The 25,518-nt window shown below is 66.9% G+C and carries 26 protein-coding genes; 6 read left to right on the top strand and 20 right to left on the bottom strand.

Annotated features, from left to right (window positions below):
* From CBI38_RS03680 to CBI38_RS03625, 12 genes are all read right to left on the bottom strand, one after another.
* Complete coding sequence (locus tag CBI38_RS03680; RefSeq protein WP_109326464.1) at nucleotides 1-819, bottom strand: type III pantothenate kinase; 819 nt, start codon at nucleotides 817-819, stop codon at nucleotides 1-3.
* Nucleotides 820-822: 3 nt separating this feature from the next.
* A complete protein-coding gene (gene panD, locus CBI38_RS03675; protein ID WP_109326463.1) occupies nucleotides 823-1,269 on the bottom strand; it encodes an aspartate 1-decarboxylase in 447 nt (148 codons plus the stop codon).
* 44 nt (nucleotides 1,270-1,313) lie between these two features.
* Nucleotides 1,314-2,252 carry a pantoate--beta-alanine ligase gene (gene panC, locus CBI38_RS03670; protein WP_109334834.1) on the bottom strand — a complete coding sequence of 313 codons (939 nt, stop codon included), beginning with the start codon at nucleotides 2,250-2,252 and terminating at the stop codon, nucleotides 1,314-1,316.
* Nucleotides 2,253-2,257: 5 nt separating this feature from the next.
* Entirely contained in the window at nucleotides 2,258-3,184 is a 927-nt protein-coding gene (locus tag CBI38_RS03665; protein ID WP_109326462.1) for a Rossmann-like and DUF2520 domain-containing protein, read from the bottom strand.
* A 113-nt stretch (nucleotides 3,185-3,297) separates the two neighbouring features.
* Nucleotides 3,298-4,347 carry a DUF6779 domain-containing protein gene (locus CBI38_RS03660; protein WP_204164869.1) on the bottom strand — a complete coding sequence of 350 codons (1,050 nt, stop codon included), beginning with the start codon at nucleotides 4,345-4,347 and terminating at the stop codon, nucleotides 3,298-3,300.
* Between the two features lie 72 nt (nucleotides 4,348-4,419).
* On the bottom strand, nucleotides 4,420-4,887 hold the full coding sequence (locus CBI38_RS03655) for a DUF3180 domain-containing protein (RefSeq protein ID WP_201453587.1): 468 nt from the start codon (nucleotides 4,885-4,887) through the stop codon (nucleotides 4,420-4,422).
* Nucleotides 4,888-4,907: 20 nt separating this feature from the next.
* Complete coding sequence (gene folK, locus CBI38_RS03650) at nucleotides 4,908-5,420, bottom strand: 2-amino-4-hydroxy-6-hydroxymethyldihydropteridine diphosphokinase (protein WP_109326457.1); 513 nt, start codon at nucleotides 5,418-5,420, stop codon at nucleotides 4,908-4,910.
* Nucleotides 5,417-5,779: a dihydroneopterin aldolase gene (gene folB, locus CBI38_RS03645; protein WP_109326456.1), complete on the bottom strand. Its 363-nt coding sequence runs from the start codon at nucleotides 5,777-5,779 to the stop codon at nucleotides 5,417-5,419. The genes folK and folB overlap by 4 nt, the downstream gene beginning before the upstream one ends.
* Nucleotides 5,772-6,629 carry a dihydropteroate synthase gene (gene folP / locus CBI38_RS03640; RefSeq protein ID WP_109326455.1) on the bottom strand — a complete coding sequence of 286 codons (858 nt, stop codon included), beginning with the start codon at nucleotides 6,627-6,629 and terminating at the stop codon, nucleotides 5,772-5,774. Before folP ends, folB begins: the two co-directional genes overlap by 8 nt.
* Entirely contained in the window at nucleotides 6,626-7,243 is a 618-nt protein-coding gene (gene folE / locus CBI38_RS03635; protein WP_109334833.1) for a GTP cyclohydrolase I FolE, read from the bottom strand. Before folE ends, folP begins: the two co-directional genes overlap by 4 nt.
* Before the next feature lie 59 nt (nucleotides 7,244-7,302).
* Nucleotides 7,303-9,582: an ATP-dependent zinc metalloprotease FtsH gene (ftsH, locus tag CBI38_RS03630; protein ID WP_109326454.1), complete on the bottom strand. Its 2,280-nt coding sequence runs from the start codon at nucleotides 9,580-9,582 to the stop codon at nucleotides 7,303-7,305.
* A gap of 211 nt (nucleotides 9,583-9,793) precedes the next feature.
* The gene (locus CBI38_RS03625) at nucleotides 9,794-11,137 is read right to left on the bottom strand and encodes an amidase (RefSeq protein ID WP_109334832.1); all 1,344 of its coding nucleotides are present in this window, start codon (nucleotides 11,135-11,137) and stop codon (nucleotides 9,794-9,796) included.
* Between the two features lie 131 nt (nucleotides 11,138-11,268).
* Here CBI38_RS03625 and CBI38_RS03620 point away from each other — a divergent pair, with 131 nt between their 5' ends.
* On the top strand, nucleotides 11,269-13,410 hold the full coding sequence (locus CBI38_RS03620) for a serine/threonine-protein kinase (protein ID WP_109326453.1): 2,142 nt from the start codon (nucleotides 11,269-11,271) through the stop codon (nucleotides 13,408-13,410).
* 7 nt (nucleotides 13,411-13,417) lie between these two features.
* On the opposite strand, the gene hpt is transcribed toward CBI38_RS03620, so the two are convergent.
* The 4 genes from hpt to dacB are packed head-to-tail and all read right to left on the bottom strand — an operon-like array spanning nucleotide 13,418 to nucleotide 17,394.
* Nucleotides 13,418-13,972, bottom strand: a complete 555-nt coding sequence (gene hpt / locus CBI38_RS03615) for a hypoxanthine phosphoribosyltransferase (protein WP_109326452.1) — start codon at nucleotides 13,970-13,972, stop codon at nucleotides 13,418-13,420.
* Nucleotides 13,973-13,976: 4 nt separating this feature from the next.
* On the bottom strand, nucleotides 13,977-14,954 hold the full coding sequence (gene tilS, locus CBI38_RS03610) for a tRNA lysidine(34) synthetase TilS (protein WP_109326448.1): 978 nt from the start codon (nucleotides 14,952-14,954) through the stop codon (nucleotides 13,977-13,979).
* A gap of 8 nt (nucleotides 14,955-14,962) precedes the next feature.
* Nucleotides 14,963-16,009, bottom strand: coding sequence for a zinc-dependent metalloprotease (locus CBI38_RS03605; protein ID WP_109326447.1), 1,047 nt, complete (start codon nucleotides 16,007-16,009; stop codon nucleotides 14,963-14,965).
* On the bottom strand, nucleotides 16,009-17,394 hold the full coding sequence (dacB, locus tag CBI38_RS03600; RefSeq protein WP_109326439.1) for a D-alanyl-D-alanine carboxypeptidase/D-alanyl-D-alanine endopeptidase: 1,386 nt from the start codon (nucleotides 17,392-17,394) through the stop codon (nucleotides 16,009-16,011). Before dacB ends, CBI38_RS03605 begins: the two co-directional genes overlap by 1 nt.
* A gap of 135 nt (nucleotides 17,395-17,529) precedes the next feature.
* On the opposite strand from dacB, the gene CBI38_RS03595 reads away from it, so the two are divergent.
* A complete protein-coding gene (locus tag CBI38_RS03595) occupies nucleotides 17,530-18,021 on the top strand; it encodes an inorganic diphosphatase (RefSeq protein WP_109326430.1) in 492 nt (163 codons plus the stop codon).
* A gap of 55 nt (nucleotides 18,022-18,076) precedes the next feature.
* Here CBI38_RS03595 and CBI38_RS03590 read toward each other — a convergent pair whose 3' ends face one another.
* Together CBI38_RS03590 and CBI38_RS03585 are read right to left on the bottom strand one after the other, a co-directional pair.
* Nucleotides 18,077-19,774, bottom strand: a complete 1,698-nt coding sequence (locus CBI38_RS03590; protein WP_109326426.1) for an MDR family MFS transporter — start codon at nucleotides 19,772-19,774, stop codon at nucleotides 18,077-18,079.
* A gap of 114 nt (nucleotides 19,775-19,888) precedes the next feature.
* Nucleotides 19,889-20,719: a crotonase/enoyl-CoA hydratase family protein gene (locus CBI38_RS03585; RefSeq protein ID WP_109326425.1), complete on the bottom strand. Its 831-nt coding sequence runs from the start codon at nucleotides 20,717-20,719 to the stop codon at nucleotides 19,889-19,891.
* A 120-nt stretch (nucleotides 20,720-20,839) separates the two neighbouring features.
* On the opposite strand from CBI38_RS03585, the gene CBI38_RS03580 reads away from it, so the two are divergent.
* A complete protein-coding gene (locus CBI38_RS03580) occupies nucleotides 20,840-21,907 on the top strand; it encodes an alpha/beta fold hydrolase (protein ID WP_109326424.1) in 1,068 nt (355 codons plus the stop codon).
* A 4-nt stretch (nucleotides 21,908-21,911) separates the two neighbouring features.
* On the opposite strand, the gene CBI38_RS03575 is transcribed toward CBI38_RS03580, so the two are convergent.
* Nucleotides 21,912-22,490, bottom strand: a complete 579-nt coding sequence (locus CBI38_RS03575) for a TetR/AcrR family transcriptional regulator (RefSeq protein WP_109326420.1) — start codon at nucleotides 22,488-22,490, stop codon at nucleotides 21,912-21,914.
* A gap of 123 nt (nucleotides 22,491-22,613) precedes the next feature.
* Between CBI38_RS03575 and CBI38_RS03570 the strand changes: the two genes are divergently transcribed.
* The 3 genes from CBI38_RS03570 to CBI38_RS03560 all read left to right on the top strand — a co-directional run bounded on the left by CBI38_RS03570 (nucleotide 22,614) and on the right by CBI38_RS03560 (nucleotide 24,812).
* Entirely contained in the window at nucleotides 22,614-23,663 is a 1,050-nt protein-coding gene (locus tag CBI38_RS03570; protein ID WP_109326419.1) for a hypothetical protein, read from the top strand.
* Between the two features lie 76 nt (nucleotides 23,664-23,739).
* Nucleotides 23,740-24,213, top strand: a complete 474-nt coding sequence (locus CBI38_RS03565) for a YbaK/EbsC family protein (RefSeq protein ID WP_109326418.1) — start codon at nucleotides 23,740-23,742, stop codon at nucleotides 24,211-24,213.
* A gap of 38 nt (nucleotides 24,214-24,251) precedes the next feature.
* Complete coding sequence (locus tag CBI38_RS03560) at nucleotides 24,252-24,812, top strand: flavin reductase family protein (RefSeq protein ID WP_109326417.1); 561 nt, start codon at nucleotides 24,252-24,254, stop codon at nucleotides 24,810-24,812.
* Nucleotides 24,813-24,887: 75 nt separating this feature from the next.
* On the opposite strand, the gene CBI38_RS03555 is transcribed toward CBI38_RS03560, so the two are convergent.
* The gene (locus tag CBI38_RS03555) at nucleotides 24,888-25,514 is read right to left on the bottom strand and encodes an LLM class oxidoreductase (RefSeq protein ID WP_109326408.1); all 627 of its coding nucleotides are present in this window, start codon (nucleotides 25,512-25,514) and stop codon (nucleotides 24,888-24,890) included.
* Between the last annotated feature and the right edge of the window lie 4 nt (nucleotides 25,515-25,518).

Raw genomic sequence — 25,518 nt, 5'->3', positions numbered from 1 at the left:
TCAGTCGAGCGGACTCCGACGGGACGCCCCACGACGGGCCTGATTCCGCTCGTACACCAGCCGCAGGCCTTCGAGGGTGAGGTCCGGTTCGTGCTCGTCGATGGTCTCCGTCTCGGGCATGATCAGCGGCGCGCGATCACCGGTCGCGATCACCACCACATCGGAGCCCGCGAAGGCCGGCAGCTCCTTGCGGACCCGACGTACCAAACCGTCGACGAGACCCGCGAAACCGAACACCGCACCCGACTGCATGCATTCGACGGTGTTCTTGCCGACTACCGAGCGGGGGCGGAGCAGCTCCACCTTGCGCAACGCCGCCGACTGCGACGCCAGTGCGTCCGACGAAATCTCGAGCCCGGGGGCGATAGCCCCACCGAGGAACTCGCCCTTACCCGACACGACGTCGACACAGGTGGACGTGCCGAAATCGACGACGATGCACGGCGCCCCGTACAGATGGTGCGCCGCAAGACTGTTGACTATCCGGTCGGCGCCGACTTCCTTCGGGTTGTCCACGAGCAGTGGGACACCGGTTCGGACTCCCGGTTCCACCAGCACGTGCGGAACGTGACCCCAGTACCGCGTCAACATCACCCGAATCTCCCGCAACACGGACGGGACCGTCGACAACGCGGCCACACCGGTGATCTGGTCGACGTGCACGCCGAGCAGTCCGCGGAAGATCAGCGCCAGCTCATCTGCCGTCATCCTCTGGTCGGTACGCATCCGCCAGTCCTGCACCAGCTTCGAGTGTTCGCCGGATCCGGTGAACAGCCCGAGAACGATGTTCGTGTTCCGGACGTCGACGGTAAGAAGCACCGGTTACACCAGGCTGGATTCACGCTCGGCGTCGAGCGACCCGAGCATGCGGGGAGTGATGAGGCCGGAACCTTCCGGTGCGTGCGCCGGGTCGCTGCCGAGCTCGATGGGCTTGTTGACTGCATCGACGAAGACGACGTGCGGCTGGTAGTCCCGCACCTCCTCCTCGTTCATGACTCCGTACGCAATGAGGATGACGAGGTGACCAGGCTTGACCAGATGTGCTGCCGCCCCGTTGATTCCGATCACACCACTACCGCGTGCGCCGGCGATGACATAGGTCTCGAGCCGCGCACCGTTGTCGATGTCGACGATGCACACCTGCTCCCCTTCGAGAAGGTCGGCGGCGTCCATCAGATCCTGGTCCACCGTGACCGAACCGACGTAGTGGAGATCGGCGTGCGTCACGGTGGCGCGGTGGATCTTCGACTTCATCATGGTGCGAAACATGTTCTGGTCCTTACTCTTCCACAGACGGAAGATTCGACGCTTTTCTATCGGGAGGTGAGCTCTTCGGAGACAGCCGTGCCGGACGGCGGTTCCGTTGCACGTTCGAGAAAACCGGTGCCGACCGCGACCCCGACGTTGTCGATCAGCCGGGTGGACCCCACCCGGGCGGCGACGAGCAGGCGACCGTCCCCCCGTTCGGGAGCGGGACCGAGATCGACGCCCCGCACTTCGAGGTAGTCGACATCTACTTCGGGCGCCGACGCCAGCACCTCACGGGCGGTGGCGACAATCGCTTCGGCTCCGCCGGCAGCGGCATGGGCGCCGGCGATGAGAGCCGCGGACAACGTTGTCGCCGCAGCACGCTGTTCCTCGTCGAGGTACCGGTTACGTGAGGACAACGCCAAACCGTCGTGCTCGCGGACCGTCGGCACGCCCAGGATCCTGACGTCGAAGTCGAGGTCGGTGACCATCTGCCGGATCAGCGTGAGCTGCTGGTAGTCCTTCTCACCGAAGTACGCAACGTGCGGCGCGGCAATCTGGAGCAGCTTGGCAACGACGGTCAGCATGCCCGCGAAATGCGTCGGCCTGGCCGCTCCTTCGAGTTCGGCGCCGAGCGGGCCCGGGTGGATCATAGTCCGCTGACCGGCCGGGTACATCGCGGCCGCAGTGGGCACGAATGCCAATTCGACCCCGGCCTCTCGCAGCAACTCGAGGTCGGCATCAAGCGTGCGCGGATAAGAATCGAGATCTTCCCCGGCGCCGAACTGCAGTGGGTTGACGAAGATCGACACGATCACCACCGCGCCCGTCAACTTGGCCTGCCGCACCAACTCCAGGTGTCCGGCATGGAGGGCTCCCATGGTCGGCACCAGTGCGACCTGCCGACCGACGCCCCGAAGCGCCTTCGAGACCCTGGTCAGGACCTTGGGGTCGTGGTGCACGGTGAGTTCCCCGCGCTTGTATCCGCCTTGCAGTTCGCTCACGGAACTCACCTCCGCTCTTCCAGGATGTCGAGTAGTTCAGGTGTAGCGCCTGCCCGCTGGGCCGACCGAAGCGACAACGCCCGGTACCCCGCGGCGATCCGAGGATCGACCTCTTCGAGTACCCGCAGGTGCGTGGCCACAGCTTCCGAATCTCCCCGTGCCACCGGACCGGTGAGGGCGGCCGGGCCGCGGCGGAGCGCGTTGTCGAGGGCAGCGGACAACAGGGGTTGGAGAACTCGTTCCGCAACGCCGTTCGGCTCGTTGCCGATCAGCTCCTGCCCCAGGAGCTCCTGCCCTTCGAGCGCGACACGCAGGGCGGCGACGGCGTCGACGACCAGCGTGACCAGGTGATTACTGCCGTGCGCGAGAGCCGCGTGGTAGAGCGGTCGCATGTCCTCGCGAACCCGCACCGGCTCGCCGCCGATCTCCAGCACCAGCGACTGCGCGATGGCATAACCGATGTCGTCGGCCGCGGTGAGCCCGAAACATGCCGACGCGAGGCGTACGGTGTCCTCGTCGTGACCGGTGAATGTCATAGCCGGATGAATCGCGAGGGGAACCACGCCCTGCCGGGCAAGGGGATCGAGGATGCCGATGCCGTTGGCCCCCGAGGTGTGGGCGACGATCGTGCGATTCGGCACCGCATCGGTGGAGGCCAGCCCCGCCACCAGCGAAGCGAGTTCCGCGTCGGGAACGGCCAGAATCAGCAGCTCGGAGCGGGCAGCGACATCGGCAACCGGGAGAATTTCCGTGTCGGGCAGACGGGTGCGCGCTCGATGACGGGACACGTCGGACACCGCCGAACAGGCAACAACGACGTGACCTGCCCGCTCGAGCGCCGCCCCGATAGCTGTACCGACCCGGCCGGCGGAGACAATTCCTACCGACAATCGCGCAGGCGCAGGGCCATTAGTGATCCCGAAAGAGGTCACCTTCGTCCTCTCGTTCGTTCCAGTCCCGCTCGGCGGGTACCAGACGTTCTCGAGTGAGAATAGCCCGCTTCCAGTTCACCCCGCCATGCGCCGGCGAAGTGATCTGTGCCTCATTACTCGGCTTCGCGACGCCGTCGACGTCCGGTGCCCTGCGCAGTGCCCGCCGTCGTATGCATGTTGGCCATGATCTCGGCCACGGACAAACCACTCGCGTGTGCGCCGGTAGGTTCGTCGTCCTCGGATGCCCGTCGACGAGCACGCCGCGACCCCGGCACCGGCTCGGGCTCGTCCTGAGCTTCTACCTCCGGTTGAGGTGCCGCCTCCGGCTCTTTCTCGGGCTCGGTCTCCGGCTGCGCTTCTACCTCCGGCTGGGCTTCCGCCTCCGGCTCTTGCTCCGGCTGGGCTTCCGCCTCCGGCTCTTGCTCCGGCTGGGCTTCCGCCTCCGGCTCTTGCTCCGGCTGGGCTTCCGACTCGGGCTGGGCCTCGGGCTCCGGCTCGACCTCGATTTCCGCCTCCGCGTAGCCCCGGTTATCGGGGGCGACGATGGAGGTCTCGGCGGTGACCGGCTCGTCGTCGGGATTCGCGAAGTGGTGTTGCGGCCCGCCGCTCTGCTGCCCCTGGTGACCGGAGTGTCCCGCCCCGGGGATATAGAGTCCGGACGCCGCCGGTTGGTAGCTGCTGTACGACCCGCCCGCGAGTTCCTGAACCCGCGTGGAGTCGGCACGCAGCGCGATCCTTTCGGTCGGCATGGCGCCGTCGAACAATGCTTCGAGGCTCTTCCGCAGCGAAGACAGCTCGGCCCGTAGAGCCGCAAGTTCCTCGGCGTCGGCGCGCACCTCGCTGCGTACCCGCTTCTCGACGGTCAGCTCGTATTCACGCCTCGCGGAGATCTCCCGTTCGAGCTGGAGCTCGTAGACGGTTTGCAGATCGTTGACCTTCGCCTTGTCGAGAGCGGACTCGCGCCGGTACTTCGTCATCGCGATAGCACCGAGAGTTGCCGCCCAGAGTGCCACGACCACGCCAACTCTCAGCAGTGGCACGCTCTCGCTGAAGATCAGGAAAAGGGACGCGACCACGGCCAGCGCGAGCAACGCCGCAACGATCATCTGGCTCGCGCTGCGCTGGTTGCGGCGCGCAGACTTGAGGCGACCAGGATTCGTCATGCTTGCCAGGGTACTTGGCCGTCAGCGGTGCACTGCGCATTCGCAGGACACGTCCGGCGATCCCCCCACGTGCTAGTGCGCCGGCTCGTCGGACGGGTCGTCCGGGGTGCGGCAACAGTGCTCCAACCACAGGGCAGCGCCGACGAGCGCCAGGGCGGCTACCAACCCGACCCAGGCACCCGGCGTGTCCGACACTGCGGCCCGCAACACCGAACGCTGTGGGAGGAGGTAGAGCAGGAAGCCGCCCCACACTCCGGCGGTCGCGGCACCGACCAACGCGGAGGCCTTGGCCAAGGCGGCAACCCGGGCTGCGGTGATCGGATGCAGCTGACGCGGACCGTCACCGACCTGGTGGTTGCTGACCCTGGACCGGACCATGAACGCGAGAATCACCTCGATCACCGCTACCGGATACAACGACGCCCCCGCGTACACGGGAATGGGCGGAAAGGAGCCGTAGAAGACCCGGACCAGAATCCAAGTGGCCGCCACGGCCAGGGCCGCCAGGAACAGCAGGTCCCAGATCCGAGTGGGCTTCATCGTGCCGGTCGGTTCCGGTTTCATCGCGACCGCCGGTTCAGGGCGAACTCCGTACGACGCACACCCTCGCGTTCACCCTCGTCAAGAGATGCCAGGAGTTCGTCGACCCGGTGCGACTCCCCTCCGACGGGCAGGACTGCGTCGGGATCCGCGTCGAGCCACGGGATGAGGACGAAGGCGCGTTCGTGCGCCCTCGGATGCGGCAGGGTCAGGTGGGGATCGTCACTACGGACGCCGTCGCAGACGATGACGTCGACATCCAACGTCCGCGGGCCCCATCGCTGCGTCCGTACGCGGTCCGCGGCCGCCTCGATCTGCTGTCCCCGTCGCAACCATCCGGCGGCGTCGAGGGCCGGATCATCTACCACCAGCACCGCATTGAGAAAGTCCTGCTGCTCGACCCCGCCCCACGGCGCGGTCGAATACACCGGCGAGACCGCCACCACACTGCTTCCCAGCGCATCCAGAACGGATTGCAGGTGGGCGACGCTGTCGCCGACGTTCGACCCGATGGACAGCACGGCGCGGCTCATGGCCGTGACCTGTGCGCAACGACCGCCACGTCCGCGAAGGTCAACGGAATCGGCGCGGACGGCTTGTGCAGCACCACCTCGGTGCGTTGCACGCGAGGATCCGTCATGACCCCGTCGGCGATCTCTGCGGCCACGGTCTCGATCAGGTCCCGGGACGGCCCGGCGACGATCGCCGCGGCCCGCTCCGCCAGTCCGCCGTAGTCCAGAGTGTCCTCGAGAGCGTCCGACGCTGCCGCCGGCGCGAGATCGATCCACACGGTGATGTCGACGTAGAAGTCCTGGCCGTCCCGCTTCTCGTGCTCGAAGACCCCGTGATTACCGCGAACCTTCAACCCGCGCAATTCGATTCGGTCACTCACCGGCGACGCCACCTCGTGCCCACGCCTCGGCCACCGCGATGGCGTCGAGCGAACCCTGCGCGTCGTGCACCCGCACACCCCACGCTCCGTACGTGGCGGCGAGTGCTGAGACGACCGCGGTCGCGACCTCGCGTCCCGCCGGTGGCCGACTCGTGCCGTCGGGTTCCGCCAGCAGCGAACCCAGGAATCTCTTGCGCGAGGCACCGATGAGGACGGGGAATCCCAGGGCGGTGAACTCCGGCAATGCTTTGAGAAGCGCCCAATTGTGGGCGGCATTCTTCGCGAAGCCGAGTCCCGGGTCCAGCACCAGTGAACTCGCCGAGACACCGGCTTCGACCGCTAGGTCCACCTGCGTCATCAGTTCGTCTCGAACCTCACGCACCACGTCTTCGTAATCGTCCGCGTTGCCTCGGTGAACGTAGTCACCGGCCGATCGCCAGTGCATCAGAATCCACGGAACACCGGCGTCTGCCACGACGGATGCCATCTTCGCGTCAGCGCGCCCTCCGGCGACGTCGTTGACGATGGAAGCGCCCGCCTCGATTGCCACTTCGGCGACGGAGGCCCGCATGGTGTCAACACTGACGCAGATGCCTTCGGCCACCAAATCTGCGATGACCGGAGCCACACGCCCCGCCTCTACCTCGGGGGCGACCCGCGCCGACCCCGGACGAGTCGATTCGCCGCCCACATCGACGATGTCCACCCCGAGACGCTTCAGTTCCAGTCCGCGAGCCAGGGCCGCGTCTCGATCCAGAAACCGACCCCCGTCCGAAAACGAATCGGTGGTGACGTTGAGGACACCCATCACCACGGTCCGGCCGGGCGAGGGCAGCTCGATTGCGGTCACTTGCGCAGAATAAGGTCCAGAGCCTCGGAACGTGAGGCCGCGCTGGACTGGAGAAGTCCCCGCACCGCCGAGGTGGTGGTGCTGGCTCCCGGCTTACGGATGCCCCGCATCGCCATACACAGATGCTCGGCCTCGATGACGACGATCGCTCCGCGCGGATCGAGCTTGCGCATCACTGCATCGGCGATCTGACTGGTCAGGCGCTCCTGGACCTGCGGACGCTTGGCATACAGGTCGACCACGCGAGCCAGTTTCGACAGACCCGTCACCTTGCCGGTCGTCCCGGGGATGTAACCGACATGGGCGACCCCGTGGAAGGAGACGAGATGATGCTCACACGTCGAGTACAGCGGAATGTCCCGAACGAGCACCAGTTCCTGGTGGCCCTCGTCGAATGTGGTGTTCAAGACACTGTCGGGGTCGGTGTAGAGGCCTGCGAAGACCTCGCGATACGACCGGGCAACCCGGGCAGGAGTGTCCATGAGGCCAGGCCGGTCCGGATCTTCGCCGATCGCGATCAGCAACTCGCGCACAGCAGCTTCAGCCCGGGGCTGATCGAACACCCGTCCCGTTTCGAGTGCCACGGGTTCACTATCGAGATGATCTACCGACAACCGAAACTCCTCCACTATCGGGAACGTGTGTCCCGAAACATCAGCCTAGTTCGCGCAGATCAGTTCGATCCGTCCGGTCCTCGCCAGGGCCGCGTCTGCGGATCCTCGTCCCCGCTGGGACGCTGCTCGTGCGGAGGGTTCCACTCGTTGCCCGGGTTCGGGGTGCCGGAGTACCGGCCTTCCTGGCCCTGCGCACCCGAATCACGCGGCGGCCATCCCGGAGCCGACCATCCCGCGGGTGCGCCGTAGTCCGGGCGCGGCTGTGCGATCCCGCCCTGCGGTCGCGAGGGGCCCGGCTGCGGGTATCCATTTGCCGGGGCCGCCGGCTGCGGGTACTGCTGCTGCGGCTGGGCTTGCTGCGACGACTGCTGATGAGCGAACACCGGCTCCGGCTGGTGCTGGGGCAAGGGCTCGCCGCGCTCGACCGCAAGCTCCCTCGGGGTCTTGACGGGCGGCTTGTCGGAGGGCGTCCGGTGGCCGAAGTCGTTGAATGCCGTGATGCGCGGACGCTTCTCCACGCTGTGGAAGATCTTCTCGAGGTCCTTACGGGTGAGAGTCTCACGCTCGAGAAGCTCGGTGGCCAGGATGTCGAGGACGTCCCGGTACTCGTTGAGAATGGCCCACGCCTCGGTGTGCGCCGCCTCGATGAGGTTTCGGACCTCTTCGTCGATCTCCCGCGCGACCTCGTGCGAATAGTCGGACTGCTGACCCATCGACCGGCCGAGGAACGGGTCGCCGCCCTCCTGTCCGTAACGGACCGCACCCAGCTTGGCGCTCATGCCGTACTCGGTGACCATCGAGCGGGCGATCTTCGTCGCCATGTCGATGTCGGAAGACGCGCCGGTGGTCGGCTCGTGGAACACCAATTCCTCGGCGGCACGGCCACCCATCGCCATCACGAGTCGGGCAATCATCTCGGACCGCGTCATCAGGCCCTTGTCGTCCTCGGGAACCGTCATCGCGTGACCGCCGGTGCGGCCGCGAGCGAGGATGGTGACCTTGTAGACGGGTTCGATGTCGGGCATTGCCCACGCGGCCAGCGTGTGCCCACCCTCGTGGTACGCGGTGATCTTCTTCTCGTGCTCGCTGATGATGCGGCTCTTGCGGCGGGGACCGCCGACCACGCGATCGACCGACTCCTCGAGAGCGGCCTCGGTGATGACCGTCCCGTTCTCGCGGGCGGTGAGCAACGCGGCCTCGTTGATGACGTTGGCGAGGTCGGCACCCGACATTCCGACGGTGCGCTTGGCCAGACCTTCGAGGTCGGCATGCTGATCGATCGGCTTGCCCTGCGAATGGACCTTGAGAATCGCGCGGCGACCGGCGAGGTCGGGAGCACCGACCGGGATCTGGCGGTCGAAACGTCCGGGACGCAGCAGCGCAGGATCGAGGATGTCGGGGCGGTTGGTGGCGGCGATGAGAATGACGCCGGTCCGATCGCCGAATCCGTCCATCTCCACCAGCAACTGGTTGAGGGTCTGCTCGCGTTCGTCGTGGCCACCGCCCAGACCCGCACCGCGCTGCCTGCCTACGGCGTCGATCTCGTCGACGAAGATGATGCACGGGCTGTTCTGCTTGGCCTGCTCGAACATGTCGCGGACACGGGAGGCGCCGACACCGACGAACATCTCGACGAAATCCGAGCCGGAAATTGTGAAGAACGGGACGCCGGCCTCGCCTGCGACCGCACGGGCGAGGAGGGTTTTACCGGTTCCGGGAGGCCCGTACAGCAGCACACCGCGCGGGATCTTCGCGCCCAGCGACTGGTAGCGCATCGGGTTCTGCAGGAAGTCCTTGATCTCGTACAGCTCTTCGACCGCTTCGTCGGCACCCGCGACGTCGGCGAAGGTCGTCTTCGGCATGTCTTTGTTCAGCTGCTTGGCCTTCGACTTGCCGAAGCCCATCACGCCGCCGCGGCCGCCGCCCTGCATTCGGCTCATCACGAAGAAGAAGATGCCCAGCAGAATCACCATCGGCAGCACGAACAGCAGGATCGACGTGAGCCAGCTCTCCTGCGTGACCGTGGTGTTGTAGCTCGCCAGGCCCTTGTCGGAGATCTCGGTGAAGATCTGCTCCGATGCCGCCTCGGGATACTTCGCGAGGATCTCGGTCTCACCGCCGGTGGCGTCGTTGCCGTCCTTGAGCCACAGGCGCAGCTGCTGCTCGCGGTCGTCGATCTGCGCCTTCTCGACGTTGTTCGCGTCGAGTTGCGCGATGGCCACGGACGTATCGACACCCTTGAATCCGCGCGTGTCGTTGCCGAAGTAGCTGAAGGCATAGATCACCAGCAGGATGCCGGCAACTATCGCCAGGTTACGAAACACTGTCTTACGGTTCATACAGGTCGGCCGAAGTGGCCGGTCCTTTCGAGAGTGCGGGTCTACCGAGTGCGCCTTCCGGCTGCCAACCGGACAATCCAGGTTACCGCGACGGCACGCCGGCGACTCCAGGTAGCAGCCAACCGCCCGTGGGGACGGTATCTCTACGTCAACGCATGCGAGCGCCCCCAGGTTCCCTCAACCCCGTCGGCGCGCGGACCATTGCCGTCGTTCACCGTGCAGGCGCCACTCTCGGCCAGGCTGCGACACGTTCGATGTGGGCGGCGAGTGCCAGAATGCGTGCCTCGCCTCCCGGTGGCGCGGCGATCTGCACCGCGAGCGGGGTGCCCGACTGCGGATGCGTGCCCACCGGGACGCTTGCCGCCGGCCACCCGACGAGGTTCCAGAGCGCCGTGAACGGGGCGTACCGGACGTTGGCGACGATATTCGACGTCCAGGATCGCTCGCTCCAGGCCGCGGCGGCCAGCGGTGGCTGGGCGAGTGTGGGCGTGATCACGACGTCGTAGTCCGCGAAGAAGGCGAACATCGTCTGCTCGAGCCGGACTACCTGCTGTGAACGGACCACTCGTCGGAGCCCTCGGCCGACGGCCACGTGTCGCCGGGTGCGGCGCTGCAGTTGCCGAAAGTCGAGTTCCTCCGCGTCGGCTGCCGTTCCGGCAGTCCACCGGGCGAGGACGGGGAGGAGGTTCACCGGGTACGGCAGCTTCGCCGACTCCACGCGATGGCCGGAGCCGGCCAGTTCCGTGCCGGCCCGCTCGGTTGCCGCCCGCCAGTGCGGATCCACGACGGACAGGTGGGTCGGCGACCCCGGCGCCACTGCGATCCGCAGGGGTGCGGGCTCTGCGAGTTGCGCTAGTTCCGGTCGATCCGCCAGTACGGACAGCATCAAGGCGGCATCAGCCACCGTCGTCGCCAGCGGGCCGTTCTCCGCCATGCCGAACCAGGACGTCGCACCGAGTTCCGAGGGCACCACCCCACGACCCGGTTTGATACCGAACACGCCGCAATTCGCGGCCGGGATCCGTATGGAACCCAGACCGTCGGTCCCGTGGGCGATCGGGACCATTCCGGCAGCGACCGCCGCAGCCGACCCCCCGGACGAGCCACCGCACGTGCGCGAGAGGTTCCATGGATTGCGGGTGATGACGCCGGGAGCGTCGGTCGTGCCCCACACGGCAAGTTCGGGAAGGGCGGTCAGCCCGACCACGACGGCTCCCGCTGCTCGCAGCCTGGCCACGACAGAATGGTCGGAGGCCTTCGGCTCGGCGCTCGTCGCGCGCGATCCTTCTCTCATCGGCTGGCCGGCGACCGGAATGTCGTCCTTGATCGCGACAGGCACGCCCGCGAGCGGCAGCGAGGACAGATCGGCACGATGGGTGAGGGCGAGAGCGTCGGCGCGGGCCTGCTCGGCGAGGACGCTGGCGAAGGCGCGGATCTTCGGGTCTCGTTCCGCGATGACGGCCAAGGCCGACTCCACGGCCTCGACCGGACTCGACATGCCGGAGCGCACACGGTCGGCGATGCCGATGGCCGAGGAGAGCGGGTGATCGCCCATCATTCGAGTATAGGTTTCAGCGACTCGATCATTTCGACTATTCGCGCTGGATACGGTAGGTCCGCGGGGTTACCATTCGCTTGTCCCAGGACGGGGCTCGCTACACCCGCCCAGTAGAACCTCGAAGCGCTATGACCAGAGGAAACGGGTCGGGCAGAGACAGATCAGCCGCTGAATCAACCTCTGCCGAAGAGACCGTCGGAGTCCAGAACTCCGACCACGAGAGCAGTGAAGCGACGGTCGCGGCCGGCCCGTCGCCAGTGAGCGGTGAGCGAACCATGTCTGCACAGCTCGGCGGTGAGCGAACCGTTTCTGGACAGCTGGGCGGTGAGCGAACGGCGGCTGCTCCGACGATTGACGGTGAGCGAACGGCTGCTGCTCCGACACTGGGCGCCGAGCGGCCGAGCGAGGGTAGTCGCACTGTCACCGCCGTTCCCGTCGACACCCTGATCACCAGACCGCCGACCCGAGAGACCCTCGACGATGTCGAGGTCGGCCAGCAGGTCGACGACTTCGATCTGCTGATGGGTTTGGGCAGCGGCGCGTTCGGCCGGGTGTTCCTGGCCCGGCAGCGTTCGATGCAACGCCTCGTTGCGGTGAAGATCTCGCACGATCACGGCAACGAACCGCAAACTCTCGCGCAACTCGACCACGACTACATCGTGCGGGTGTTCGATCAGCGACTACTCGAGGACCGCAAGCTCCGCCTGCTCTATATGCAGTACCTACCGGGTGGGACGCTGCTGCGGGTGCTGCGGCGCGTCCGCGTCACACCCGAACGCGAGCGGAACGGCAGCCTCCTGCTCGAGGTAGTGGACGAGGAAATGCGGGAGAAGGGTGAGATTCGACCCACCGATTCGAGTGTCCGGGCGGAGATAGCGTCGTTGACCTGGCCGGAAACGATCGCGTGGCTGGGCAGGCGGCTGGCGGACGCCCTCGACTACGCCGGCAAACGTGGGGTTCTGCACCGCGACATCAAACCGGCCAACATCCTGCTCACGGCCGAGGGTGTGCCCAAGCTTGCCGACTTCAACATCAGTTTCAGCGACTCCGTCTCGGGAGCGTCACCGCTGGCCTACTTCGGTGGATCCCTCGCCTACATGTCGCCCGAGCAGCTCGAAGCGTGTCATCGCGGCATGCCGGGCACCGCGGCCGATCTGGACACCCGCAGCGACATCTTCGCGCTGGGTGTAATGCTGTGGGAGTTGATGTGCGGGCGACGCCCCTTCCCCGACGAGGACGTGTCGAGTGAGTCGCTGGTCGGGCTCGAGGCGATGCTCGATCACCGCAGTCGCGCCATCGATCCCGAGTTCCTCGACCACCTGCCCTACGACTGCCCCGCATCGTTGCGACGCGTGTTGCTGACCTGCCTGTCGCCGAAGCCCGAAGGGCGCTGGTCGAGCGGAGCGGAGCTGGCCAAGCAGTTCGACCTCTGCCTCAATCCGCGCGCCCGCGACCTCGTCGACCCGCCGCCACACAGTTGGCGCATGCGGTTGCGCCGCTGGGCCCTGCCGATCCTCGTTGTCGGTATCGCGGCGCCGAACGCTCTGGCCGGAATCTACAACTATCACCACAACAAGATGCTGATCATCAGTGCGCTGACTCCGGAGGTGCAGCGTTCCTTCGAGCAGATACAGCTGGTGATCAACTCGATTGCGTTTCCGCTGGGCGCGATCCTGCTGCTGTACTGGTGCCGCTATCCCCTATTGGTGCCGCGCGGGCTGCGCAAGGGGCGCACGTACGACCGGCACACTCTCACCCGCGCGCGCACCGACACCCTCCTGCTCGGCGACCGCGTCGTGCTGGTCGTGTTCGGGTTGTGGTTCGTCGCGGGGGTCGCTTATCCGATTTCCCTGCAGCTGGCGGCCGGGGGCGTTCCGCCGGGCGCATACGTCCACTTCATCGCGTCACTGATCGTGTGCGGCGCGGTGTCGGTGGCGTACCCGTTCTTCGTCGTCGCCTTCTTCGCGGTGCGCTGCATCTATCCCAGCCTGCTACCGCAGGACATCGCCAGTAGTGCCGATGCGCAGAAACTTCGGGGCTTGGATCGACGCAGCACCCTGTATCTCGCGGTGGCCGCGTCGGTTCCGCTCGCCGGTGTGGCCGGCGTGACCTTCCTGTCGCCTGACGAGATCACTCTGGTGATCATCGCGGTCCGCATTCTGTGCCTCGGCGGGATCGTCGCGTTCGTCGGTGTCTACTGGCTGTTCCGCCAACTGGAGGAGGACCTGCGGGCACTCGAACCCGTCGTGTCCCACGAGTCCGTGCGCTAGCGGCTGCTCAGCCGCCGTAGACGGAAGGCTCGAGAGTTCCGATATAGGGCAGGTCGCGGTACCGCTCGGCGTAGTCGAGTCCGTATCCGACCACGAACTCGTTGGGGATGTCGAAGCCGACATTCGCGACGTTGACGTCGACCTTGATGGCATCAGGCTTGCGGAGCAACGTGACCACCTCGAGCGATGCCGGATTGCGGCTCGACAGGTTACGCATCAGCCAGGACAGCGTCAGCCCGGAGTCGATGATGTCCTCGACGATGAGCACGTGCCGACCGGCGATGTCCTTGTCGAGATCCTTGAGGATGCGGACGACGCCCGAGGACGATGTCGACGATCCGTAGGAGCTGACGGCCATGAATTCCATCTGCGTGGGGATGGGCAGTGCCCGCGCAAAGTCGGTCATGAAGAAGATGGCGCCCTTCAGGACACCGACCAGGAGTAAATCCCCTTCAGGGGTTCCCTCCGGGTATCGCTTCGCGATTTCCTCGGCCAGCTCGACGGTGCGTCGACGAATCTCGTCTTCGGAGATCAGTACCGATGCGATGTCGCCTTCGTACACGCGGTCAAACCCTTCGTCGGTCGTCCAATCCGACGTTCAGCCTGCCACGTCGTCGGCAGACCACCAACCTGGCGTCCGGTGTCCCGCCGCCGACTGCGACCGGACCCTGCCCACGCCACTGCACGACGAGGTCGTCGACGGCCCGTAACTGTTTGTCACCGAGCGCCCGCGCGCCCGCCGCGAGAAGCCACGTCCGCAACACCCGCCGGCGTATCGGCGGTGCGACATCCGCCAGGGCTGCGACGTCGAGCTCTCCGTCGACCACGGCACGCGCACCGACCGTGTCCGCGGCCGAATCGAGGACGGCGCCCTCTTCGCGCAACTGCTCGCCGGTGCGGGCGAGCGCACCCGCGACACCGCCGCCGAGGACGTCCTCGAGCAGCGGCAGTACCTCCGTGCGCAAGCGGACCCTGGTGAAGTCCGGGGATGCGTTGTGCGGGTCCTCGTGCGGGAGGAGTCCGAGTTCGCTGCACGCCTGGTGGGTGACAGCTCGTCGGACGCCGAGCAGTGGGCGTCCCCACGGGCTGTCGTAGGCGCTCATTCCCCAGATGGATCGGCCGCCCGATCCTCTGGCCAGGCCCAGCAGCACGGTCTCGGCCTGATCGTCCAGGGTGTGGCCCAGCAACACCGGATCGCTCCGACGGGCCGAGTCGAGAGCACGGTAGCGGGCGTCCCGGGCGGCCGCCTCGAGTCCGCCGGAACCGGTCACGTCGACGCCCAGCACCTCGGCGGACACGCACCCGAGTGCGCGGGCGCGGGCGGCTGCTTCCTGTGCCACGTCGGCGGAACCGGTCTGCAGCCGGTGATCGACCACCAGGGCGCGGACCGTGCGCGCTTCCGCCGCCGCTGCGGCCGTCAATGCCAGTGAGTCGGCACCACCGGACAGCGCCACCGCGACCACACCGCCGGGACAGTGCTGTACGAGCCAGCGTCGCACTGCGTGGCGCACCTCCAGAATCGCCGGCTCCTCGGGAAGCAGCACTGCGAGTCTCAGCCCAGTACCCGCGACACCCAGTCGGCCGGGCGATCGATCTCGGCCAGCCGGGGCAGGGTGTCGGGGCCGGTCCAGATCACGTTGAATCGGTCCATGCCGACTTCGCCGACGACGGTGTCGACGAACGCCTTGCCGCGGACGTATTGCGCCATCTTCGCGTCCATCCCGAGCAGCGCCCGGATCAGACGCTGCACCGGGTTGCTCTTGCGGCGGCGCCGGTTGTCGAATGCAGCGCGGATCGTGGTGACCGACGGGACCACGGCCGGCCCGACCGCGTCCATCACGTGATCGGCGTGCCCCTCGAGGAGGGTGCCGAGAACCAGGAGACGGTCGAGGGCCTCGCGTTGCGGTTCGGCCTGGGTGGCGCGCAGCAGTCCGACGATTCCACCGGGGGCACCGGACGCATCCGGGTCCGGGCGCCCGCGGTCACGCACCGCGGCCGACAGCCGTCCGACGACATCGGCCACCGACTCGTCGTCGGAGGTTCCCAGAGTGTCGACCGCATCCTGCATGTACTGCGTCAGCCAGGGCGAGGACGAGAACTGGACCCGATGGGTCACCTCGTGCAGGCACACCCACAACCGGAAGTCGCTCGGGTTCACGCGCAGTGCCCGCTCGACTGTCACCACGTTCGGCGCCACCAGCAGTAGGGTTCCGTTGTCCCCGGTGAAGGGGTCGTACTGGCCGAGGATCGCCGAGGACAGGTAGGCGAGCATGGCACCGGCCTGGATACCGGCCGGCTTTCCCAGGAGGAGTCCGGGTGCGGAGTCGCCGCCGGTGAGCTGCGACATCGAATGGGCAGCGGCGTGAATCCACCCCGCCCGGTCGAGGATCTGGGCCGTCGGTACGGGCAGTCCGTCAGCCAGGCCGGTCACTTCCCGAACCGGCAGTTCCGCGCGCATGGACGCGTCGGCCAACTCCGCGACGACGGCCTCGGCCGTGTACCGCGAGGTGGCCGGACCGCTCCGGGCCAGCTTCACCCCCGTCCGGGCAGCGAGTTTCCAGTCGACGACTCCACTGAACGCATTCGTGTCGGGGGCCATCACTGGCACCCGCACGTGCGGAGGGCGGCCGCCAGTGCGTCGAGAGCGGGGCGACTGATCTCCGGGGGCCGGTCGTTGGACATCAGCGCGAAGGTCAGCACCCGGCCGTTCTGGTCAACGACGTACCCGGCGAGCGCGCTCGCAGTGGACAGCGTGCCGGTTTTCGCGCGCACCCACCCGGCACCGGTGCGGTTGCCCGACGCGTAGCGGTCCGAGAGACTTCCCGTCGCTCCGGCCACGGGCAAGTAGTCGAGCATGGGCCGCAGCGCGGGCGTGCCGTCTCCCGCGGCAGCGGTCAGAACCTGGTCGAGCAGTTGGGGTGCGATGCGGTTGTCGACGGACAACCCGCTGGCGTCGTGCAGCGTGAGGCCCGACATGTCGAATCCGGCCTCGAACAGCTTCTGGCCGATAGTGGCGACGGCTCCCGCGAACGAAGCGTCTGCGCCGGCATTCATGGCAACCTCCCGCCCGATCGCTTCGGCAAGCACATTGTCCGAGTGTTCCATCATTTGCCGCAACCGGTCACGAAGCGGCGCAGAGTCCACGGAAGCGATGGTGGCCGCACCCGGTGCCGCGACACCGGTCGTGACCGCGGACGGGCTCACCCCGAGCGCGCTTGCCAGCGCCCGCCCGGCGTCCAGCGCCGGCGTGGTGGTTCGCGGCGACTCGTCCACCAGAGGATCTGCCCGCCCGCCGTCGATCATGAGCGGTTCGGTGGGGGTGATGAAGCCGGCGCCGACATCAGCCGGGAACCAGCCCTGCGCCATGGTCCCGCCCGTATAGACGCCGGTGTCGACCACGATGTCGGTGGCGGCGACGCCCGCCGCCCGGATCTGATCCACCAACTGGGACAGATGCGCCGCGCCGGGGTAATAGCCGTTCTCGCCCACCGGTTTCGCGGTGATCGTGGGGTCACCCCCTGCGACGAGCACGATTTCTCCGGGCTTCGCGCCCTGAACAACCTTGGTGGTCACCCGGTGATCGGACGGCAACGACAGCAGCGCCGCCGCCGCCGTCAACACCTTGGTGGTGGAGGCGGGCGTCATCGGCGTCTGCGGGGCGACGCTCCACAACACCTGCCCGGTGACGGCATCGGCCACCGTGCCGCTGAACTTTCCGAGCGCCGGGTCGGCGGACGCCGGGCCGAGTGCCGCGGCGATTCCCCGCGGCGTCGGCAACGGCGCGTCGTCCGGAACGGGTGTGACCTGCGGCGCCGCGGTGATCGGCGCAGGGACCGGCGCGATAGTCAGCTCGCCGCGGCTCGCCGAGGCGCCTTGCGTGCTGACGGCGATCACGAGGACGGCGGCCACGGCGAGCACCGCCACGACTACCGCTGCGAGGAGCATCCGCATGTTCAGACGGTGACGTCCCGCTAACGAGCCCATCTTCTTCTTTCCCTGGCCCGGCAACGCGCCTCCGTGTTCTTCACTTGCATCTCGTGGGTGGTCAGCACACCAACCTTATCCTCGACCCGATATCCTTCCCCGGAATCATCACCGACACGACAGCGAGGAATCGGCGTGGAGTTCGACGTCACCATCGAGATCCCCAAGGGTCAGCGAAACAAGTACGAGGTCGACCACGAGACCGGTCGCGTAAAGCTGGACCGTTACCTCTACACGGCATTCGGCTATCCGGCCGACTACGGCTTCATCGAGAACACGCTCGGCGAGGACGGCGACCCGCTGGACGCGCTTGTGCTGCTTCCTGAGTCGGTGTTCCCCGGCGTGATCGTCGAGGCGCGCCCGGTCGGTATGTTCAAGATGGTCGACGAGGCCGGCGGCGACGACAAGGTGCTGTGCGTGCCCGCGGGTGACCCGCGCTGGGATCACATTCAGGACATCGGCGACGTTCCCCAGTTCGAGCTGGACGCCATCAAGCACTTCTTCGTCCACTACAAGGACCTCGAGCCCGGCAAGCACGTCGAGGCCGCCGACTGGGTGGGGCTGTCCGAGGCCAAGGCCGAGGTCGAGGCGTCGTTCAAGCGTCTGAAGGACACCGGCGGGCACTGACCGATCCGACCAACGCACGGCGCCCATCCCCTGCGGGGTGGGCGCCGTTGTCGTCTCACACCTCCGCTTCGCCCCGCGCCGCTGCCTGAAGTCCGGACTCGCTGCGGAGCGGTACTTCCTTCCACAGGACGGTGAGGACGAAGGCGACGACGGCGAGCATCGACACGCTGAGGAAGACGGATCCGATGGCGTCGGCGAATCCCTCCCGGAAGGGCAGGGCCAGAACTTCGTCGAGTTTTCCGATCACCGAACTGTCCGTGAGGACGCCGCTCACGCCGGCGTGGTCGGGGCTGAGCATTCCCTGGCCCATGGCGGCCTCGGCGGGGTCGTTGCTCTGCGCGGCCGCGGCGACGGCTCGACGGAAGTCGGGTGTGCCGGCTGCGGCGGTCACTCGTTCGCCGATGGCCGGGGTGAGGCGGGAGAAGAGGATCGACAGGAAGATCGCGACGCCGGCGGTGCCGCCGATCTGCCGAAAGAACGTGGCCGCTCCGGTCGACACCCCCATGTCCTGTGGGGGTAGCGCGTTCTGAATGGCCAGGGTGAGCGGCTGCATCAGGTTTCCTAGACCGAGTCCCAGAATCAGCATGAATGCCATCACGACGGGCATCGGGGTGTCGGCGGCCAGCGTGTGCAGAAGGAACGCGCCTACCGCGATCAGGGCGGTACCCAGGATCGGGAAATACCGGTACCGGCCGGTCCGCGAGATCATTTGACCGCTGACCACCGATCCGGCCATCAGACCGAGGACCATCGGGAGGATCTGGAAACCGGCGAGGGTCGGGCTCGAGCCCTTCACCACCTGGAGATACTGAGGTAGGAGGGTGATGCCGCCGAACATGACGGCGCCCACGACGAGACTGATCACGACGCCGAGCGCGAACGTGCTGTTGCGGAAGAAGCGCATCGGGATGAGGGCGTCGTCCTTCATCGCCAGCTCCACGAGCACGAAGGCCAGCACTCCGGTGACGCCGATGACGTAGCACGCCAACGACTTCGAGCTGTCCCATCCCCAGCTGCGCCCCTGTTCGGCGACCACGAGCAACGGCACCACACCCACCGCGAGAGCGATCGCACCCCACCAGTCGATCCGTCGGCTTCCGCTCGGTCGCCGCGGCAGGTGCAGCACCCGGGATACGACGGTGAGCGCGACGAGTCCCACCGGCACGTTGACGAGGAAAACCCAACGCCAGCCGTCGATTCCGAGGAGCTCGTCCTGTCCGGCGAACACCCCGCCGAGGACCGGTCCGAGGACGCTGGACGTGCCGAACACGGCCAGGAAGTAGCCCTGGTACTTGGCCCGTTCACGCGGGGAGACGATGTCGCCGATGATGGTGAGCGCCAACGAGAACAGACCGCCGGCGCCGAGTCCCTGAACTGCACGGAAGGCGGCGAGCATGTACATCGACGTCGAGAACGTGCACAGGACCGAGCCGATCACGAACACCGTGATCGCGAACATGAAGAACGGCTTGCGGCCGTAGATGTCGGACAGTTTGCCGTAGAGCGGCGTCGCCAGGGTTGCGGTGACGAGGTACGCGGTGGTCGCCCACGCCTGCAGTGAATACCCGTCGAGGTCGTCGGCGATGGTCCGGATCGCCGTCGCCACGATCGTCTGGTCGAGCGCGGCCAGGAACATGCCGAGCATCAACCCACTGAGTACAGCCAAGATCTGCCGGTGGGTGTAGGCCACCGGCGTTTCGACCGAATTCGACACTGTTTCCTCGCTGCGCTGTCGTTTACTTGTAGTCCGCAAGTATGCGAGCGCGGCGAGGTTCCGGGCAACTGATGAACTGGGCTTTACCTGCGGATAAGTGTCTGTGAACGCAACAGCCGCACCCCGGAGGGTGCGGCTGTGTCAGCGAACGGGCTATTCGCCCGTGAACTCGGGCTCCCGCTTCTCGAAGACGGCGGTGATCGCCTCGGTCAGGTCCTGCGATGGGAGGAAGGCTGCGTTCCAGGCGGCGACGTAACGCAGGCTGTCGTTGACCGCGGCCGAGCGGGAGTGGTCGAGAACGTCCTTGATCCCCTGCACCACCAGCGGTGGGTTCGCCGCGATTTCGGTGGCGGTGGCGTGCGCCGCCGCGAGCACGGCGTCCGCGTCCTCGTACACGTCGTTAATCAATCCGATCTTCTCGGCGCGTGCCGAATCGATGTCCTTGCCGGTGAGTGCGAGTTCGCGCAAGTGTCCGTCACCGATGATCGCGGGAAGCCTGGCGAAGCTACCCATGTCTGCGACGATCGCGACCTTCACTTCGCGGATGCTGAACCGCGCGTCAGCGCTGGCGTAGCGGATGTCGGCCGCCGAGATCAGATCGACGCCGCCGCCGATGCACCAGCCGTGAACTGCAGCGATAACAGGCTTGCGGCAGTCGGCCACCGCGTTGATGCCGGACTGCATGCGCTTGATCGTGTCGTGGAAGGCCGTCCGTGGGCCGGCTTGGGCTTTGTCCGCCAGGACGGCTCCGAAGCTCCCGCTCATGGCCGGTAGGTCGAGGCCGAAGGAGAAGTGCTTGCCCGAACCGGCGATGACGACGGCGCGCACCTCCGGGTCGGCGTCCAGCTCACCGAAGATTTCGGGGAGTTCACTCCAGAAATCGGGGCCCATCGCGTTGCCCTTCCCGGGCCCGATGAGTGTCACCCGCGCGACGCGGTCCTTCCGCTCGACGGTGAACGCGTTCCAGGTCTTCGATTCGGTCATTACTCAAGGGTAACCATCGCTCCGAAGCGCGACGGTCGATGTCCGCGAGAAGTCGAACTAACTGTATGTTGTCGTCACAGTTATCTGATCTCGGATCGGCATCACCACGAGAGGACCCCCGTGCTCGACATCGCCTGGACCCCCACCCTCGACACGCTCACCCGCAACGCGTGGCGACTGTCCTTCGGTGGTGGTATCGCGCCGGTGGAGCGCACACCCTCGACCTTGATCGCGGAAGGTCCCCATCGAGACCTCTACCGCTTCGACGGCAACTCGATCAGCGACGACCGCCCCGTCCTTCTCGTCCCCCCGTTGGCCGCGCCCGCGCAGTGCTTCGACCTCCGGCCGGGACAGAGCCTGGCCGCGCACCTCGTCGACTCCGGCAAGGCGACGTACCTCCTGGACTACGGGTCGATGGGCTACGCCGACCGCGGCCTCGGGTTCGAGGACTGGATCGAAGACATCATCCCCACCGCACTCGAGCAGGTGTCCCGTTTCCACGACGAAGCTCCCGTCGACCTGATCGGATGGAGCCTCGGCGGAACCCTGTCGTTGTTGACGGCCGCTGGCCGCGGCGACCTTCCCATCGGTTCGGTCACCGCGATCGGAACACCGATCGACTACCGCGCCGTCTCGATGATCGCGCCGTTGCGGACCGTGGGCCGTTTCACCGGAGACCGGCCGCTCACCGCCGTGACCGGGATGATGGGCGGCCTTCCGGCGCCACTCGTCCAGGCGAGTTATCGATTCACCGCACTGCAGCGGGAACTCACCAAGCCATGGTTCATCGCGCGCAATCTGCACGACACGGAGACCCTCGCCCGCATGGAGTCCATCGACCGGTTCATGGCAGATATGCCGGGTTACCCCGCACGATTCTTCCAGCAGGTCTGCACGCAGTTGATCCTCGGGAACGCCCTCGTCGCAGGCAAGTTCGAGACGCGGAACGGGCCGTTGTCACTGGCGGACATCAGCGTTCCGGTGCTCGCGATCGGCGGCACCGAGGACGTCATCGCCCCCGTCGCCTCTGTCCGGGCCGCTACCGAAGTGCTGACGGGATCGCCGTCGGCGCGGTACGAGTCGGCTCCCGGTAGTCACCTGGGCCTGGTGGCCGGACCGACTGCGCGCACGACCACCTGGGCACACATCGACGCGTTCCTCGACGACGCCGTCGCGCGCATCGCATGAGGGGTCAAGCCCGGCCGGCGCCTGCGACAGCACCAGCGAACAGCGCTGTGACGGCCGCTCCCATCGTCGTCTGATCCACCTCTTCGGGATCGACCGAGTGCTCGAGCACCAAGCCCGAGATCAGTGCCATCAGAGAAATGGCCGTGGTTCGCACGTCGAGGGTGTCTTCGACTCCCCATTCGCGGGCACGCTCACCGATCAGCTCGACGAGCCGCGACCGTAGGTGTCGTCGTTCGCGAAGGTAGGCCTGCGCGATCTGTGGATCCCGTGCAGCGAGTACGCCGAACTCGAGCACCAACAACGACCACCCCGGCTCGCGCATCATCCACGAAGCGATCGCCTCGCCGCCTTTCCCGACTGCGGCCGACGGATTCAGCCCCGCTATTTCGGCGAGGACACGGCCGGCGAGTTCGAGTGAACGCTGGGCGAAAAGTTCGGCGAACAGGTCCTGTTTCGACTCGAAGTTCGAGTAAACGGCACCCTTGGTAAATCCCGCGCGCCGCGCAACCTCGGTGAGACGCGCGGCGTTGAAGCCCCGTTCCGCGAACTCGTCCGCCGCCGCGTCGAGCAGTCGTTGCCGCACGACATCACGTCCCGGACGCGTCGTCGGCGTCCACTCGGTGTGACGACTGTCGTGTTGACCATGTTCGGACACGATACCTACGGTATTGAATACCCGAGGTATCGACAAGGACGAGGATTACTGATGACCACGACCGAGACCGAACACGCCCCTTTCTCGCCGCAACACCCGGACGGCCCCGCGTCCAGGTACGGCACACCGAAGGTCATGGTGGCACTCGTTCTCGGTGTTCTCGTGCTGCAGCTCGGTTTCATCCTCAGCTATGTGGCCGCATTCCATCAGCCCACTCCCCGCGGTATCGAGATTGCGGTCGTGGCCGCACCCGGACTGCCGCCCGGCGTCGACCAACAGGTCGCCGACCGGCTCAATGGGATCGACGGACGCCCGCTCGACGCGCGCATCGTGTCCGACACGGCGCAGGCGCGGCGGCTCTTGCATGCCCGCGAGATTCAGGGCGCCTACGTGATCGAACCAGTCGGTGCGGACACGCTGATCACGGCGAGCGCCGGTGGAAGTTCTATCTCCTCTGCCCTCGAGTCGGTGTTCACACAGGTCGACAACGCGCAGGGACGGCAGTTCACGGTTCGTGACGAGATCCCGGTGGGCGTCCACGACAATCGCGGACTGTCCGGCTTCTACCTGTCGGTCGGCTGGGTGGTCGGCGGCTACCTCCTTGCGGCCGCGATCGGGCTGTTCATCGGAGCACCTACGTCGCTGCGGCAGGCGGCGGCACACGTCGGCGTTCTCTTCGGATACGCCGTGATCTCCGGCGCTCTGGGTGCACTGATCACCACGCACGTGCTGGGCACCTTCGCCGGCCACTGGTTTCCCCTCTGGCTCCTCGGTACCGGGGTCGTCTTCGGGACAGCCGTGTTCACGTTGGGACTGCGGGCGGCGATCGGAGTCCTTGCCGTGCCGCTCGCCATCGCCGTGTTCGTGATCCTCGGCAACCCGAGTGCGGGCGGTGCTTTCGGTTCCAACGTCATCCCCACCTTCTACGCGGCGATCGGACGGTGGATCACCCCGGGTGCGGGGACGGAGGGGGTCCGCAGCATCGTTTACTTCGACGATGTGGGTGCGGGTGCGCCTGCGCTGACTCTGGCGCTCTACGCCCTGCTCGGACTTGCGTTGCTCTTCGGCTTCACCGCCCGCCGGGTTTCCAGGCCGGAATAGACCACGCCCCGTGTCGATGTCGTCTCGGACGACGCGTCCTCGTGTCGTTCCGGAGTTATGGCCCTACTCTTGGTTCATGCCGACGCCCCTGCACCCCCACGCCGCGCATGTCGCCGAAACTCTGATCGCGCGAGGACACCACGGGGTCATCGTCACCCAGCCGGAATCCGTTCACACCGCCGACGAGGCAGCGAAGGCTTTGGGTGTGGACATCGGGGCCATCACCAAGTCGTTGGTGTTCCTTCTGGACGACGACCCGATCCTGCTCCTGGTGTCGGGGGCACACGAGGTCGACCTCGCGAACACCGGCAAACGACTGCAGGGAAACCTGACGCGGGCACCGCTCGAGATGGTGCGGATCGCCACCGGACAGCCGATCGGCGGCATCGCCCCGCTCGGGCACCCCACGAACCTGCCGACCTACGTGGACAACGCACTGGCCAAGCATTCGGAGTTGTGGGCCGCCGCCGGACACCCCGACACCGTGTTCCGCACGTCTTTCTCCGAGCTGGTGCGCATTACCGCGGGCCTCGCCATCGACGTCGACTGATTCTCACGATCGGCCACCCGCCTATAGTTGACGCCATCATGGCGAAGAACACCGATTCCGTCCGCGCCGCGGGCGGCGAGGCCGAGGCCGAACTTGCTACCGGGATCAGCGCCGAGGACTACCGCGCCGCGCTGCGGCGTCATCCGGCGGGAGTCACTATCGTGACGCTCGATTCCGAGGCCGGGCCGGTGGGGTTCACGGCCACGTCCTTTGCGTCCGTCTCCCTGAATCCGCCGCTGGTGTCGTTCAACATCGCGCATTCCTCGTCCAGCATCGGCGCGCTGCATTCCGCCGATTCCCTGGTGATCCACCTGCTCGGCGAACATCAGCAGCATCTGGCGCAGCGATTCGCACGCAGCGCCGATCAACGATTCGCGGACCGGTCGCTCTGGGCTCGGCTCGACACCGGTGAGCCGGTGCTGCACGGGACCCCGAGCTGGCTCCGGGTCACCGTGGACCAGTTGATTCCGGTCGGTGATCACACGCTGGTCATCGGGCTGGTCACGCGGGTTCACGCCGAGGACGACGACGAGTCCGCCGCCGCACCCCTTCTGTATCACGAGGGGCGGTACTACCGGCCGACCCCGCTCGACAACTGACATCGCACGACGCCGTGGGCCCGGAATCCTGAGATTCCCGGCCCACGGCGTCGTATGCGACTGCGCGTCGAAACCTCAGGAAGCGAGTACACGCTGTCGGCGCGGAAGGTCGAAACGCCGCAAGGCCTCGTCGACAGCTTCCGCGGACGTGACGAGCCCGCGCTGCTCCAACCACGGCAATGTGCCGTCGACCAGCTGCTCGAGCACCCTGGGCAGAGTCAGCGGTAGCAGGGTCACACCGTCGGCCACCCCGGCAGCCTGGATGTCGGCGATCAGCCCGGCGAGCCCCACCGGAGTCCCGACGTACTGCAGCGACTCGGGGGTTCGTGGGCTTTCCAGTGCGCTGTCGAGGAGTGCCAGCTCCTTGCGCGCTGTGCGAGCTTCCGCGGCGATGAGCACCTCGAGATCGACCAGCACTGTGACGCTGTCGGGATCGCGCCCCGCGGCGAGAGTTTCGGCGCGCACCCGGGAGCGCTCCTGCTGCGCTCCCCGCAGATCGGTGGCGCGAATCCGGACCACGTCGGGCGGGAAGGAGGTCAGGTCGAGCGGGTCCACCGAATCAGCGGTGAGCTCCACCCAGTAGTCCGCACCGCTGATGGGCCGCGTGCCTGCGGCCCCGATGGCTGCCGGATGGTGCCCCGATCCGGTCAGCTCGACGGCGACGCGGAGGGTACGGGAGGACAAAACGTTGCCTGAAGACATGTGG

Origin of the sequence: Rhodococcus oxybenzonivorans, assembly GCF_003130705.1 — a bacterium.
Taxonomy (GTDB): Bacteria; Actinomycetota; Actinomycetes; order Mycobacteriales; family Mycobacteriaceae; genus Rhodococcus_F; species Rhodococcus_F oxybenzonivorans.
This window is presented reverse-complemented; position numbering and strand designations above follow the sequence as displayed.

Coding starts and splice junctions, on each gene's coding strand:
- panD (WP_109326463.1), bottom strand. CDS start 1,269: ATGTTTCGCACCATGATGAAGTCGAAGATCCACCGCGCCACCGTGACG.
- CBI38_RS03660 (WP_204164869.1), bottom strand. CDS start 4,347: ATGACGAATCCTGGTCGCCTCAAGTCTGCGCGCCGCAACCAGCGCAGC.
- CBI38_RS03655 (WP_201453587.1), bottom strand. CDS start 4,887: ATGAAGCCCACTCGGATCTGGGACCTGCTGTTCCTGGCGGCCCTGGCC.
- folK (WP_109326457.1), bottom strand. CDS start 5,420: ATGAGCCGCGCCGTGCTGTCCATCGGGTCGAACGTCGGCGACAGCGTC.
- ftsH (WP_109326454.1), bottom strand. CDS start 9,582: ATGAACCGTAAGACAGTGTTTCGTAACCTGGCGATAGTTGCCGGCATC.
- CBI38_RS03625 (WP_109334832.1), bottom strand. CDS start 11,137: ATGGGCGATCACCCGCTCTCCTCGGCCATCGGCATCGCCGACCGTGTG.
- CBI38_RS03620 (WP_109326453.1), top strand. CDS start 11,269: ATGACCAGAGGAAACGGGTCGGGCAGAGACAGATCAGCCGCTGAATCA.
- CBI38_RS03605 (WP_109326447.1), bottom strand. CDS start 16,009: ATGGCCCCCGACACGAATGCGTTCAGTGGAGTCGTCGACTGGAAACTC.
- dacB (WP_109326439.1), bottom strand. CDS start 17,394: ATGGGCTCGTTAGCGGGACGTCACCGTCTGAACATGCGGATGCTCCTC.
- CBI38_RS03585 (WP_109326425.1), bottom strand. CDS start 20,719: ATGACCGAATCGAAGACCTGGAACGCGTTCACCGTCGAGCGGAAGGAC.
- CBI38_RS03570 (WP_109326419.1), top strand. CDS start 22,614: ATGACCACGACCGAGACCGAACACGCCCCTTTCTCGCCGCAACACCCG.
- CBI38_RS03565 (WP_109326418.1), top strand. CDS start 23,740: ATGCCGACGCCCCTGCACCCCCACGCCGCGCATGTCGCCGAAACTCTG.
- CBI38_RS03560 (WP_109326417.1), top strand. CDS start 24,252: ATGGCGAAGAACACCGATTCCGTCCGCGCCGCGGGCGGCGAGGCCGAG.
- CBI38_RS03555 (WP_109326408.1), bottom strand. CDS start 25,514: ATGTCTTCAGGCAACGTTTTGTCCTCCCGTACCCTCCGCGTCGCCGTC.